Annotated in this window: 11 protein-coding genes; 3 read left to right on the forward strand and 8 right to left on the reverse strand. The window is 72.9% G+C overall.

The window, feature by feature from the left end; genetic code table 11:
- Positions 1–17: 17 nt before the first annotated feature.
- From EIY87_RS48690 to EIY87_RS37965, 5 genes are all read right to left on the reverse strand, one after another.
- Positions 18–2,105 carry a metallophosphoesterase family protein gene (locus tag EIY87_RS48690; RefSeq protein WP_225440298.1) on the reverse strand — a complete coding sequence of 696 codons (2,088 nt, stop codon included), beginning with the start codon at positions 2,103–2,105 and terminating at the stop codon, positions 18–20.
- On the reverse strand, positions 2,030–3,316 hold the full coding sequence (locus EIY87_RS48695) for a phosphodiester glycosidase family protein (protein ID WP_225440299.1): 1,287 nt from the start codon (positions 3,314–3,316) through the stop codon (positions 2,030–2,032). Before EIY87_RS48695 ends, EIY87_RS48690 begins: the two co-directional genes overlap by 76 nt.
- Positions 3,317–3,422: 106 nt before the next feature.
- Positions 3,423–4,133 (reverse strand): maleylpyruvate isomerase family mycothiol-dependent enzyme, encoded by a 711-nt coding sequence (locus tag EIY87_RS37955; RefSeq protein ID WP_125314764.1) that lies wholly within the window; start codon positions 4,131–4,133, stop codon positions 3,423–3,425.
- Between the two features lie 55 nt (positions 4,134–4,188).
- Positions 4,189–4,599, reverse strand: coding sequence for a nucleoside-diphosphate kinase (gene ndk / locus EIY87_RS37960; RefSeq protein ID WP_086858017.1), 411 nt, complete (start codon positions 4,597–4,599; stop codon positions 4,189–4,191).
- Between the two features lie 197 nt (positions 4,600–4,796).
- Positions 4,797–6,335 carry an alkaline phosphatase D family protein gene (locus tag EIY87_RS37965; protein ID WP_125314765.1) on the reverse strand — a complete coding sequence of 513 codons (1,539 nt, stop codon included), beginning with the start codon at positions 6,333–6,335 and terminating at the stop codon, positions 4,797–4,799.
- Between the two features lie 123 nt (positions 6,336–6,458).
- Between EIY87_RS37965 and EIY87_RS37970 the strand changes: the two genes are divergently transcribed.
- Positions 6,459–8,807: a penicillin acylase family protein gene (locus EIY87_RS37970; RefSeq protein WP_125314766.1), complete on the forward strand. Its 2,349-nt coding sequence runs from the start codon at positions 6,459–6,461 to the stop codon at positions 8,805–8,807.
- Positions 8,808–8,828: 21 nt separating this feature from the next.
- Here EIY87_RS37970 and EIY87_RS37975 read toward each other — a convergent pair whose 3' ends face one another.
- Complete coding sequence (locus tag EIY87_RS37975; protein WP_125314767.1) at positions 8,829–9,398, reverse strand: TetR family transcriptional regulator; 570 nt, start codon at positions 9,396–9,398, stop codon at positions 8,829–8,831.
- Positions 9,399–9,486: 88 nt separating this feature from the next.
- On the opposite strand from EIY87_RS37975, the gene EIY87_RS37980 reads away from it, so the two are divergent.
- Positions 9,487–10,380, forward strand: a complete 894-nt coding sequence (locus EIY87_RS37980; RefSeq protein WP_125314768.1) for an SDR family oxidoreductase — start codon at positions 9,487–9,489, stop codon at positions 10,378–10,380.
- 4 nt (positions 10,381–10,384) lie between these two features.
- Here EIY87_RS37980 and EIY87_RS37985 read toward each other — a convergent pair whose 3' ends face one another.
- Positions 10,385–10,744 (reverse strand): DUF4233 domain-containing protein, encoded by a 360-nt coding sequence (locus EIY87_RS37985; RefSeq protein ID WP_166639955.1) that lies wholly within the window; start codon positions 10,742–10,744, stop codon positions 10,385–10,387.
- Positions 10,745–10,776: 32 nt separating this feature from the next.
- Complete coding sequence (gene folC, locus EIY87_RS37990) at positions 10,777–12,432, reverse strand: bifunctional tetrahydrofolate synthase/dihydrofolate synthase (RefSeq protein WP_125314770.1); 1,656 nt, start codon at positions 12,430–12,432, stop codon at positions 10,777–10,779.
- A gap of 73 nt (positions 12,433–12,505) precedes the next feature.
- On the opposite strand from folC, the gene EIY87_RS37995 reads away from it, so the two are divergent.
- Positions 12,506–13,141 (forward strand): class I SAM-dependent methyltransferase, encoded by a 636-nt coding sequence (locus tag EIY87_RS37995; protein WP_125314771.1) that lies wholly within the window; start codon positions 12,506–12,508, stop codon positions 13,139–13,141.
- Positions 13,142–13,210 lie beyond the last annotated feature (69 nt).

The following is a 13,210-nucleotide window of genomic DNA, read 5'->3' on the forward strand; positions in this document are numbered from 1 at the left end:
GACAAAAACCGAACGCTTTAGCCGCGCACGGTCACGACCAGCGACTGAGTCACCCCGTTGACCGTCACCGACAGCCGCGCGACGCCCGGGCGCAACGCCGTCAGGACACCCGAAGCCGGGTCGAACGAAACGACGCCCCAGCTCGCCGTCCAGTCCGCGCTCACCGGGTAGGACACCGGCACGTCACGCGTGCCTTGGCGCACCGAAGCACGCACCACCGCGCGTTCGCCACGGGCCAGCAAAGACGGCCCGGACAGCGTCAGCGAGTCGACGTTCGGCCGCGTCTCGAAGCGCACCGGCTGGGCGCGGTCGGCCGGGTCGACGCGCAGCAGCGTCCAGCCGACGAACCCGCCGTCGCCCGGGGCGGCCGCGGGTGCCTTGCCCGAGTTGCCGTTGACCAGGTACGGCACGCCGTCCACCCGGGACAGCGAGAACACGCCGGCGTGCGAGGCGACCGAAGCGGCGGGCTTGCCGGATGCCTGCTCGAACCCGGTCAGCCACTGGGTCAGGAGCGTGGCTTCCTTCCGGTCCCCGAGCTGGGAGTTCCCGGTCGGGCTCGGGTCCTTCACCGGGTGGTGCATGGCGACGACGACCCCGCGCACGGACCGGTCGGCCGCCGCCGAATCGAGCGCCGAGCGCAGCATCCGGACCTGGTCGAACCCGCCGGCCCGCAGCGAGCCGCGCGAGGAGTCCATGAGCACCAGCCGGATGCCGTGCACGTCGACGACGCGGTGGGTCTCCCCGAAGACGGCCTGGAAGTTGGCGAGCCCGTTGCCCGCCTCGGCTTCGTGGTTGCCCGGCACGTAGTACCAGGGCACCTTGCCGTCCAGCTCGTCGGCGATCACCTGCCGGGCCAGCGCGAAGTCGGGAGCGGTCCCCCGGTCGACGAAGTCGCCGTTGATCAGCACCAGGTCCGGCTTCGCGGCGACGGCCTCGCGCAGCGCGCGCCGGGCCTGCGTCACCAGCGGGCCCGCCGGGTCGTCCGCGGTGAACTGGGCGTCGCTGACCACCGCGACGCGCAGGCCGCCGGTCAGCACGCCGTCGGTGACCAGCGCGGGATCGTGCGGCGCCGCGTCCGCGGGCACCGAAGTCGTCGGGGCCACTTCGAAGGTCAGGTCGTCGAACACCAGCCGGCCCTCGTACTGCTGGTCCGGCACGTTCTCGACGGCGTAGAAGCGCGCCAGGCGCTGGCCGTCGGGCAGGCCGGCCGGCACCGCCGCCGTGACGTACCGCCAGCCCGTCCAGTCCACGCTCAGCGAAAGGTCCACGACGGACGCCACGTTCGCGGCGTCGCGCAGTTCCGCCCGCAGCCAGGCGCCCTTGCCGTCGCCGTTCACCCAGAGCCCGATCTTCTGGGTGCCCGCCGGGACGGCGAGCGGCGCGGACGGCGTCACGTAGGCCGCGCGCGTGGCGTTCGTGCCGGTCAGCCGGTAGTCCAGCGCGAGACCGGCGCCGCCGTCGCGCCCGGGTGCCGCCGACAGCGCCGCGCCGACGACCGCCGGGTACACCGTCGCCGTCCAGCCCGCCGGGCCGTCCAGTGGCGCGGCGACCTGGGGCACGGTGCCCACCGAAGCGGCCAGGTGCGTGGTGAAGCCCGCGGCGGACGCGGTGATCGCGGTCGCCCCGGACGCGGTCAGCGCGGTCACCGCGTACCCGTCGCCGGACGGCTCGATCCGCACCACCGAGTGGTCGTAGTCGAGCTTGACGTCGTCGGGTTCCAGCCAGGTGCCGTAGCCGTCGGCGTCGTAGCCGTAGACCTTGAACGTGCTCTTGGCGCCCGCGCCCGACAGCGCGACCTGCTCGGTGCTCGTGCCCAGCCGGACCGGCGCGCCCAGCACCGACAGCGTCGTCTTGCCGGACGCGCGGCCGGACTTCGCGACGACGTCGACGGCGCCCGGGCCGTGGCCGGTGACCACCCCGCGCGTCACGGTCGCCCGCCGGCGGTCCGACGTCGTCCAGTGCGGCTCGGCGGCCACCGCGGCGCCGGTCTCGTCGTGGCCGTCGGCGACCAGGTGCCGGGTCAGGCCGGTCAGCACGCGGTTCGCGTCCGCGGTGGCCACCGCGGGGGCGGGCGCGAAGCCGGTGAGCTTGCCGCTGCCCGGCACGGTCGTGAAGCCGATCCCGTTGGGTACGAGGCGTTCCCCGCCGTCGGACGGCGAGTTCCGGACGCTCGGCGCAGCCTCGCCTTCGTTGCGCGCGAGCAGCGTCGACGAGCGCCGCCGTCGAGGTTGATCGCGTCGTCGGCGCCGAGGCTCTTCATGTGCCGGGCCAGTTCCAGCTCGGTCAGGCCGCGGCTGTCGGCCTGCCGTCCGTCCACAGTGGCCAGCCACATCCGCCTGCCGTCGGCGGAGAAGCCGACCGCGGTCCGCGGGTGCATGGCGACGTTGTCGACCGGCTGCACGACGCCGTCGCGGAGCAGGACTTCGTTGCCGCCCACCGCGACCGCGATCTTCCCGGCGTCCGTGCGGGGCGCGTACGCGACGTCCACCGGGTCACCGGGCTTGAGGGCCGCGAGGGCGTCGGCGCCGGCTTCACGGGCCAGGAGCAGCGTCGTGCCGGCCGCGATCGGGCCGGCCGCGGGCTGCTCGCGCGTGGCGGTCACGACCCCGTCGCGCAGCTCGACTTCCCGCACCCGCGATGCCCCGGCCACCGAAGTCGCCCGGCCGGACGCGCCCCACAACGGCGTGTAGACGCCGATCGCGTCCGTGCCGAGCACCGGGCTGTTGAAGTTCGTGGCCTTGACCGCGCCACCCGGCAGCGTCACGGTGGCTTCGAGGAAGATCGACGCCAGCCGCGCCTTGCCGTCGTCGGTGATCGACGCGGTGAGGTTGTGGCCGGCGGCGGGCGCGGTCTGCAGCTGCCCGTGGTCGATGCCGACGCCGATCGGCGCGCCGGTGGCGCTGATGTCGAAGAAGTCGCCGTTGACCCCGGCGACCGCGCCCGCCCGCGCGACCTGCTGCGAGAGCGGCGTGCGCGCGGAAACCGTGCCGGGGCTGAGGTACGTGGGCTTCAGGACCTTGCTGCCGAGGTCGACGGCGAGGGTGTCGCCGCGGATCCAGCCCGCCGGGTCGAACCGGTCGAACTGGGTGAGGTTCAGCCCGGGCGCGACCTCGGTGGTCGCGCTGCCGGTGACGAGCCCGTCGTCGGGGGCCGCGGCGGCGAAGGCGGTCGGCCCTTCGTGGGCCGACGACGCGGCGGGCGCGGCCTCGACCGGCGGCGTGCCGAGCGGCGCGCGGAGCGGGTCGGCGTGGGCGGGAACGGCGAACGCCGTCGCGGCCAGGGCGACGAACGGCAGCAAGACGCGTGACTTCTTCACCAGGAACCCCAGTATCAAGTGAGAGTGAGCCTGCACCAGCTCAGCGCAGCGGCACGGCCAGGGGAAGGCTTCCCGGTGAACGACGCCTGAATGGTCTAGAACACCATCACGGCGTGAGGGGCGCGGCGAGCAGCGCGGCCGCGGCGTCGCCGGTGACGCGCGGGTCGGGTCCAGTGCGCTTCCACAGCCGCAGCAGGAGATCGCGGGCGGGCGCTTCGACGGACGCGCCGCCGGCGGCCGGGCCGAGCGCGGGCGGCTCGCCGGGGTGCACGGTCCAGACGTCGCCGGTGTCGGTGGCGCGCAGGGAGACCGGGCCGGGCAGCTCGGGAACGGCGTGCCAGCGCGTGACGCGGGGCAGCATCGCGCCGAGCACCTCGTCGACGCCGTCCGCGGCCACGGCCGGGTCGAGCACGTGGCCGCTGCCCGAGTCGGCGAGGTGGACGGCGGTTTCGTGCACCTGGCGGCGGAACCAGAACGCCTTGGTCTTTTCGGTGCCGCCGAAGTGCCAGCACGGGTCTTCGGGGGTGGCCCGCTCGAGGGCGTCGAGGAGCAGTTCGGCGCTTTCGGCGTACCAGGACGCCAGGTCGGCGCCGGGATCCGCTTCGAAGTCCTGCGGCCGCGGCTCCCCGGTGGTGACGACGGTGGCCGCCCAGCGGTGGACGTTCCCGAGGTGCGTGCCGAGGTCGGCGAGCGTCCAGTCGCCGCAGTCGGGCACCTTCGCGGCGAGGTCGCCGGTGCGCAGGGCGTCGGCGAACGCGCCCGTGAGCTCCCGCAGCACGGGCAGGTAGTCGCGGGCGGGGAACGGCATCGTGGTCATCGGCGCTCCGGGTGCGGAGAACCGGGGCCACGCGCGGGCGTGGCCCCGGTGTCGATCACAGGTCGGGGAACCAGAGCTTCAGCTCGCGCTCGGCCGACTCCGGCGAGTCCGAGCCGTGCACCAGGTTGTACTGGGTCTCCAGCGCGAAGTCGCCGCGGATGGTGCCCGGGGTGGCCTTCTCGACCGGGTCGGTGCCACCGGCCAGCTGGCGGAACGCGGCGATCGCACGCGGGCCCTCGACGGCGAGCGCGACCAGCGGGCCCGACGTGATGAACTCCAGCAGCTCGCCGAAGAACGAACGCTCCTTGTGCTCGGCGTAGTGCTCCTCGGCCAGCGCCTGCGGCACGGTCCGCAGTTCGACGGCGGCGAGCTTGAGGCCCTTGCGCTCGATCCGCGAGATGACCTCGCCGACGAGGCCGCGCGCGACGCCATCGGGCTTGACCAGGACCAGCGTGCGTTCAGTCACGACGGTGTTTCTCCTTGTTGCGGTTTGGGTCGGTGCGCGTGAGCGTAGCCGGAGCCGGTGCGGGGTCTCGGCGGAGGCCGGGCAAAGTCGCGGTCGCGTGGTCTGCCCGGCGTCGCGGGGATGTCGTGAAAGGGTCGTTCATGTCGTCTGGCGAGGTGAACGACCCTTTCATGACATGTGGGCGCGCGCCGAGCCGGTCAGCGGCCCTGCGGGTGCAGCTTCTTGGACCACAGCGAAGCCCCCGTGGCGTCCCGCAGGTCCACCGTCAGGTCCCCGCTGACACCGTCCACGTTCAGCTCGCCGAAGTGCTGGAACCCGTCGATCGGCGCCGTGTTCGCCGCCGGCGGGGCGTGCACGAACACCGCCTCGGGGCCGAACGTCGGGTCCAGCGCGTTGGGCCCGAACGCGCCCGCGTTCAGCGGTCCGGACACGAACTCCCAGAACGGGTCGAAGTCCTGGAAGGCCGCGCGGTCCGGGGAGTAGTGGTGCGCCGCGGTGTAGTGGACGTCCGCGGTCAGCCAGACGACGTTGCGGACGCGGCGGCGCTGGATCTCGCGCAGCACCCACGCCAGCTCGGTCTCGCGGCCGCCCGGGGCGCCCGGGAGGTTGTTCGCCACCGCTTCGATGTCCTTGCCGTCCGGGACGACCAGGCCGAGCGGCATGTCCGCCTGGACGATCTTCCACGTCGCCGTGCTGCGGCCGAGCGCGTCGGCCAGCCAGCGGGCCTGGCGGTCGCCGAGGATGTAGCCGGGCTTGGTCTGGTCCGCGGTGTTGGCGTTGCGGTAGGTCCGCATGTCCAGCACGAAGACCTCGACGCGCGAGCCGTAGGTGAAACTGCGGTACACGCGGCCGTCGACCGCCTGGCGCGAGTCGATCGGGTGCCACTCGTGGAAGGCCTGGTACGCCCGCGGCGCGAGGACGTCGGTGCGCTTCTCGGTGTAGGCCGGGTTGTCCAGGACCTCGCCCGGGTACCAGTTGTTCGAGACCTCGTGGTCGTCCCACTGGACGTACGAGGGCACCTGCGCCGCGAACCGGCGGAAGTTCTCGTCGAGGCGGTTGTACGCGTGCTGGCCGCGGAACTCGTCCAGCGTCTCCGCGACCTTCGACTTCTCCGCCGTGACGACGTTGCGCCAGGTCCGGCCGCCGGGCAGGGACACGGTTTCGGTCAGCGGCCCGTCCGAGTACACCGTGTCGCCGCTGTGCAGGAACAGGTCGGGGTTGCGCGCGGCCATCGCCGAGAAGATCGTCATCCCGCCCAGGTCCGGGTTGATGCCCCAGTTCTGGCCGACGACGTCGCCGGACCAGACGATCCGGGTGTCGCGGCGGCCGAGCGGTGCCGTGGCGAACCGGCCGGTCAGCGGCTCGCTCGTGGCGCGCCCGTCGAGGGACTCCGCCGTGACGCGGTAGTGGTACTCGGTGCCGGGCCGCAGCGCGGCGACGCGAACCTGCCCGGTGCCGCCGGTGGCCGGCCCGGCGAGGGGGCCGGGCACCCGGCGGGCGTGCCGGAACGACGGGTCGCGCGCGACCTCGACCACGAGCCGCGACGGGCGGTCCGCGCGGGACCAGACGATCGCCGAGCCGGGGGTGACGTCGCCGGACTGGACGCCGTGGGTGAGCACGGGCCGGTCGCGGCGGACGAGCGGGACCGCGGCGAAGGCCGTCGACGGCAGCACGAGCGTGGCGGCGGCGCCGGTGAGACCGGCCTTGAGCAGGGTACGGCGGGAGTGGTGGGTCATGCGCGGTTTCTATCCCGCCCCGGCCAACGCGGGTTTGCGCGCGGGTGAACGGATATCGGGGGTTTTCCCCATCCCCGGCCCCGCTCGCCGTCGGTAGCGTGGCGATCACGACAAGGGGGTCAGATGAGACCATTCAGGAAAACCCTGGCGGTTCTGACGGCGGCACTCACCATCACCACACTGGGGACGGCCGTCGCGGAAGCCGGCCAGGAGAAAGCCGTTCTCCGCTACACCGAACACGGCATCCCGCACATCGTCGCGAAGGACTTCGGCGGCCTCGGCTACGGGTACGGCTACGCGGCGGCGACCGACAACGTCTGCGAGCTCGCGAACATCTACCTGACGGTGAGCGCGCAGCGGTCGAAGTACCTCGGCCCGGGCGGCGACGGCTACCCGTCGCTGTCCGAAGCGGCGAACAACCTGCACAGCGACCTGTTCTTCCAGCGGATCAACGATTCGGGGATCGTCGACCGGCTGGCCGCGCAGCCCGCGCCGCAGGGCCCGCGGCCCGAGGTCCGGCAGATCGTTTCCGGCTACGTCCGGGGCTTCAACGCCTACCTGGCGCGCACCGGCCGGGCCGGCATCACCGACCCGGCCTGCCGCGGCGCGGACTGGGTCCGGCCGATCACCGAGCAGGACTTCTACCGGCACTTCTACGCCATCGCGATCACCGGCGGCCAGGGCGTGGTCACCGAAAGCCTGTTCGCCGCGCCGCCGTCCGGGCCGGCACCGGCGCCGGGCACCGCCGGCCAGCTGTCCGACCAGGTCCGCAAGGCGCTGGGCGGCGGCGGGCTGGGCAGCAACGGCATCGCGATCGGCGCGGACTCGACCGCGTCGGGCCGGGGCAGCGTGCTGCTCGGCAACCCGCACTACCCGTGGCAGGCCGGGCGCCGGTTCTGGCAGAGCCAGCTGACCATCCCGGGCCGCTTCGACGTCGCCGGCGCGAGCCTGCTCGGCATGCCGTTCGTCCAGATCGGGCACACCGCCGACGCGGCCTGGACGCACACGGTGTCCACACCGGTCACGTTCGGCCTCTTCGAGGTGCCGCTGCAGCCGGGCGACCCGACGACGTACCTGGTCGACGGCAAGCCCGAGAAGATGACCTCGGCCGACGTCACGGTCCAGGTGCGCCAGGCCGACGGCTCGGTGCAACCGGTCCGCCAGACGTTCTGGTCGACGCGCTACGGCCCGGTGCTGGCCGACTTCCAGGGCATTCCGCTGCCGTGGACGGCGAAATCGGCGTACGCGGTGCGCGACGCCAACGCGACGAACCTGCGCGGGCTGAACACGTGGTTCGAACTGGACCAGGCCCGCAGCACGACCGACATCGTGCGGGCGCTGAGCCGCACCCAGGGCGTGCCGTGGGTCAACACCATCGCCACCGACCGGGCGGGCAACGCGCTCTACGCCGACATCCAGGTCGTCCCGCACGTCACCGACGAGCTGGCGGAAGCGTGCAGCACCGTCACGGGCCGCGACACGTTCCAGCAGGTCGGACTGGCCATTTTGGACGGTTCGAAGTCGTCGTGCCAGTGGGGTTCCGACCCGGGCGCGATCGAGCCGGGCATCTTCGCGCCGTCGCGGCTGCCGCAGCAGCAACGCCGTGACTACGAGCTGAACGCCAACGACAGCGCCTGGCTGGCGAACGCGAAGGCGCCGATCACCGGCTACCCGCACATCGTCGGGGACATCGGCACGGAACGCTCGCCGCGCACGCGGGAAGCGTTGCTGACCGCCGAAAAGGGCGGCTTCACGACCGATTCGATGAAGAAGATGCTCTTCGCCGACCACAGCCTCCTCGCCGACCTCACGGCGGCGGACCTGGCGAAGCTGTGCGCGTCCTTCCCGGGCGGGCTGGCGCCGTCGTCGTCCGGCCCGGTGCCGGTCGGGCCCGCCTGCGACGCCCTGGCGAAGTGGGACCACACCTACTCGCTCGACAGCCGCGGTTCGCTGCTGTTCCAGCGGTTCGCCGCGCGGCTCGGGAACGTGGACCGGTTCACCGTGCCGTTCGCCCCGAAGGCGCCGTTGACCACGCCGAACACGCTCAACGTGGCCAACGCGGACGTCCGGAAGGCGTTCGGCGACGCGCTCGTAGAACTGCGCACGGCCGGGCTGGCTCCCGACGCGCGCCTGCGGGACGGCCAGGCTGTCACCCGCAACGGCGAGCGCATCCCGATCCACGGCGCCCAGGGTTTCCTCGGCGTGCTCAACGTGATGACGACGGAATGGGACCCGGCGCGCGGCAACGTCGAGGTCGCGCACGGGTCGAGTTACATCCAGGTGGTCGGGTTCAGCGGGCACGGGTGCCCGGACTCGTCGACGTTGCTGACGTACTCGCAGTCGTCGAACCCGAAGTCGCCGTACTTCAGCGACCAGACGAAGCTCTACAGCCGCGGTGAATGGGTGAAGGAACGCTTCTGCGAAGCGGACATCCTGCGCTCCCCCGCGCTGCGGACCGTGGTGCTGCGCTGAGTTCCCGGCGGGGGCGGGCGCTCAGCCGCCCGTCTCCGCCGACAACGCGCGCAGGTCGGCGAAGGCCTCGTCGAGGTGTTCGTCCAGGCTGCGCGAGGATTCCTCGATCCACGCCCCGGCCGCGTGGTGGAACGTGATCCAGCCGACGTGCGCGGCCAGTTCGGCCAGCCGGTCGGTGACTCCCCGCGCCCGCAGCGCCGCCGCCAGGGCGTCGCCCATCGCCGCGGCCTTGGCCTGGTCGCGCTCCCGCAGCGCCGGGGTCGCCGCGATGACCGCGAGCCGCGGTTCGGCGAACGGCCGGTTGCCCTCGATGATCCGCCCGGCCTTCCGGAAGGCGCGGATCAGGACTTCGAGCGGCGGCAGCCCGTCGGGCGCGTCGGCGACCGAAGCCGTCAGATCCGCGCGCAACGTGGCTTCGCCGTCGAAGAGCACTTCGCGCTTGTCCGGGAAGTGCCGGAAGAACGTGCGCTCGGTGACGCCGGCCCGTGCGGCGATCTCGGCCGTCGTGGTCTGGTCGAACCCGCGTTCCCGGTACAGCTCCAGCGCCGCCTGCTGGAGGCGGCGGCGCGCTTCTTCTCCGCTGCGTGGCACGCTGTCAGCCTACCGGTAGCGACAGCGACTGACACTACGCGGTACAGTTCGTAGCGTCAGTCACTGTCACTACCCGGGAGATGTCCCCATGCACGTCTTCGTCACCGGCGGATCCGGCCTCACCGGACCCGCCGTCGTCACCGAGCTGATCGCGGCCGGCCACACCGTCACCGGCCTCGCCCGCTCGGACGTTTCCGCGGCCCGGCTCGAGTCGCTGGGCGCCACCCCGCACCCGGGCTCGCTGGAGGACCTCGACAGCCTGCGGACCGGCGCCGCGGCCGCCGACGCGGTGCTGCACATGGCCTTCGGCGGCGACTTCACCGACCTCGAGGACATGACCCGCCGCGACCGGACCGCGATCGAGGCGCTCGGCCAGGTCCTGGTGGGTTCGGGCAAGCCGTTCGTCAGCACGTCCGGCACGCTGGTCATGCCCGCCGGCCGGGAGAGCACCGAGCGGGACGAGCCGGACGCGGCCGGGCTCGCCGCCTTCCGGATCGCGGGCGAGCGGGCCTGCCTGGACTTCGCCGGGCAGGGCGTGCGCGCGAGCGTGGTCCGCCTCGCGCCCACCGTCCACGGTCCCGGTGACCAGGGCTTCATCGCCTGGCTCGTGGACACCGCGCGCAAGACCGGGCAGTCGGCCTACGTCGGCGACGGCACCAACCGCTGGCCCGCGGTGCACCGGCTCGACGCGGCCGTCGTCTTCCGGCTGGCCCTGGAAGGCGCTCCGGCGGGCAGCGTGCTGCACGCGACCGCCGAGAACGTGCCGTTCCGGAGCATCGCGGAGACGGTCGGGCGCGGGCTCGGCCTGCCGGTGGTTTCGCTGACGCCGGACGAGGCCGCCGGGCACTTCGTCAGCCCGTTCATCGCCAAGGCCTACGGCACCGACGCGCCCGTCTCCAGCACGCTCACGCGGGAACTGCTCGGCTGGTCACCGCGCCACGCGTCGCTGCTCGACGACGTCGCGAACGGCGACTACCTGTAACGGATCAGGGCTGGGGCTGCTGCTGGCTCGCCAGGGTGCCGGCCGCCATCCGGCGGGCGACGTCCTTGCGCAGCCACAGCAGCCACAGCCAGATCGCCAGGAAGATGACGCCCAGCACGGTGATCGCGGGCAGCCAGAACACCAGCGCGATCAGCACGACCTGCAGCGCGAGGATCAGCGGCACCGCCCACGGGCGCTTGACGAACCCGCAGGTCACGACCAGCAGGACGGCCACCGCGATGACGGTCCAGCCGGTGCCGGTGCTGATCCCGCCGCCGAGCTTGTTGACCACCGGGAGCGCGAGGGCGACCGTGATCGCCTCCATGATCAGCGTCCCCGACATCACGCCGCGGAAGCCCTTCATCGGGTCCTTCGGCTTGGGCGTCTCGTTCGAGGTCACGCCGGCTCCTTCCCGAACAGGGTGCGCGCCTCGCCGGCGGTGACCACCGAGCCGGTGACCAGCACGCCGCCGCCGGACAGCGGCTCCTCGGGGTCGTCGTTGGTCTCCACCAGCGCGATCGCCGTCTCGATCGCCGTCTCCAGGTCGGTCTCGGCGACCACCCGGTCCTCGCCGAATACTGAGATCGCCAGCTGGTTGAGCTCCTCCAGCGGCATCGAGCGCGGCGAGGAATTGCGGGTCACGACGACGTCGGACACCACCGGTTCGAGTGCGTCCAGGATGCCGTGGGCGTCCTTTTCGGCCATCACCCCGACCACCGCGACCAGGCGGCGGAAGGCGAACTCCTCGGCGACGGTCGCGGCCAGCGCGCGGGCGCCGTGCGGGTTGTGGGCCGCGTCGATCATCACCGCGGGGGCCGCGCGGACGCGCTCCAGCCGTCCCGGCGTCTCGACCTCGGCGAACGCCTCGCGCACGGCCTCGACGACCAGCTGCTTGTCCTTGCCCGCGCCGAAGAACGCCTCGACCGCGGCCAGCGCGAGCGCGGCGTTCGCGGCCTGGTGGGCGCCGTGCAGGGGCAGGAAGACGTCGTCGTAGACCCCGCCGAGGCCCTGGAGCTTCAGCAGCTGCCCGCCGACGGCGACCTCGCGCTCCAGCACGCCGAACTCGCTGCCGGCGCGCGCGACCGCGGCGTCGACCTCGACGGCGCGTTCCAGCAGCACCTTCAGGACCTCGGGGTCCTGCTCGGCGATGACGGCGACCGAGCCGGGCTTGATGATGCCCGCCTTCTCGCGCGCCGCGCTGACCGCGTCGGGCCCCAGGTACTCGACGTGGTCGAGGCCGATCGGGGTGATGACGGCGACGTCGGCGTCGGCGACGTTCGTGGCGTCCCAGGCGCCGCCCAGGCCCGCTTCGAGCACGGCGGCCTCGACCGGCGCGTCGGCGAACGCGGCGAACGCCATGCCGGTGAGGATCTCGAACTTGCTCATCGCGACGCCGTCCGCGGCGGCACCGTCCACCATGGACACGTACGGCGCGATGTCGTGCCACAGCTCGGCGTAGCGCGCGGCGGAGATCGGCTGCCCGTCGAGCGCGATCCGCTCGGTGACCAGCTGCAGGTGCGGGCTCGTGTACCGGCCGACGCGCAGTCCCATCCGGGTCAGCAGCGCGTCGATCATGCGGGCCGTGGAGCCCTTGCCGTTCGTGCCGGCGACGTGCAGCACCGGGTAACCCTTGTTGGGCTCGCCCAGGAGCTGCACCAGCGCGGCGATCCGGGCCAGCGACGGCTCGATCTTCGTCTCCGGCCAGCGCTGGTTCAGCTCGGCCTCGACGGCCAGCAGCTCGCGCCGCGCTTCGGGCCCGTCCGGGTCGCCGTACACCGCGGCTTCGCCCTGGTCGTCGAGCTCGTGCAGCTCGGCGTCCTCGGGCACGGTCAGGTCGGGCACCGGGCCGGTGGCGAGGTTGTCGCCCAGCTGGCCGACGCCGCCGATGCCGCCGCGCGCACCGCCGCCCGCCTCGAACGCGGTGTCGCGCACGTCCAGTTCGGGGTCGTGGTCGTCGGACTCCTCGTACCCCGACGTCCCCAGTTCGTCGACGCCCGCGAAGCTGTCCAGATCCGACAGGTCCGGCTTCCGACCTGTCTCATCCTGCGGCACTGACTCTCCTCCGGCCTGGGGTTTCGCGCTTGCCTTCCGAGTCTACGTGCGTGGCGGGTGGCACTCTCGACGCATGCCGTTCAACCACAACGACCACTACCACCCGCTGCTGCTGGACCTGCTGCCGCCGGGACCGGGCATCGCGCTGGACGTCGGCTGCGGCACCGGCCGGTTCGCGCGGCGGCTGGCCGCGACCGGGATGGCGGTGGAGGCGGTCGACGTGTCGGCCGCGATGGTCGAAGCGGCCGCGGGGCTCGGCTCGCCGGGACCCGGCGAGATCGTCTACCGGCAGGCCGACGTCACCACCGACGCCCTGCCCGAAGCCCACTACGACTACATCTCCTGCCTGGCGTCCCTGCACCACATGCCGTTCGAGACGCTCGCGAAGCTGCGTCGCGCGCTCGTGCCCGGCGGGGTGCTCGTGGTGCTGGGTCTGGCGCGACCGAGCACGCCGGTGGACTGGGCACGGGCGATCGCGGCGGTGCCGGTCAACGCGCTCGCCCGGCTGGTCGTCTACGCGGGCGAGCGGTTGAACGGCGGCCCCGAGGACGGCCCGAAGGCCCCGGTGGTCGACGACTTCCCCACGATGGCCGAAGTGCGCCGCGAGGCGGCCCGGCTGCTGCCCGGGAGCACCGTGCGGCCGCTGTTCTTCTGGCGCACGTTGATCACTTACCGTGAGCACGGCGTGGGTGACCCGACTGGCGGGTGAAGTTCATCCCCGTCGCCGACCGGTACTCGCTAGATGTGGAGGCAACGTTTCCACCAGCGAGAACGGGGT

The sequence above is a fragment of the Amycolatopsis eburnea genome, from assembly GCF_003937945.1.
Taxonomy (GTDB): domain Bacteria; phylum Actinomycetota; class Actinomycetes; order Mycobacteriales; family Pseudonocardiaceae; genus Amycolatopsis; species Amycolatopsis eburnea.

Bases quoted from the DNA above. Each gene is read 5' to 3' on its own strand.
- EIY87_RS37955 (WP_125314764.1), bottom strand. From the start codon at position 4,133: ATGACCACGATGCCGTTCCCCGCCCGCGACTACCTGCCCGTGCTGCGG.
- EIY87_RS37965 (WP_125314765.1), bottom strand. From the start codon at position 6,335: ATGACCCACCACTCCCGCCGTACCCTGCTCAAGGCCGGTCTCACCGGC.
- EIY87_RS37970 (WP_125314766.1), top strand. From the start codon at position 6,459: ATGAGACCATTCAGGAAAACCCTGGCGGTTCTGACGGCGGCACTCACC.
- EIY87_RS37980 (WP_125314768.1), top strand. From the start codon at position 9,487: ATGCACGTCTTCGTCACCGGCGGATCCGGCCTCACCGGACCCGCCGTC.
- EIY87_RS37985 (WP_166639955.1), bottom strand. From the start codon at position 10,744: ATGAAGGGCTTCCGCGGCGTGATGTCGGGGACGCTGATCATGGAGGCG.
- EIY87_RS37995 (WP_125314771.1), top strand. From the start codon at position 12,506: ATGCCGTTCAACCACAACGACCACTACCACCCGCTGCTGCTGGACCTG.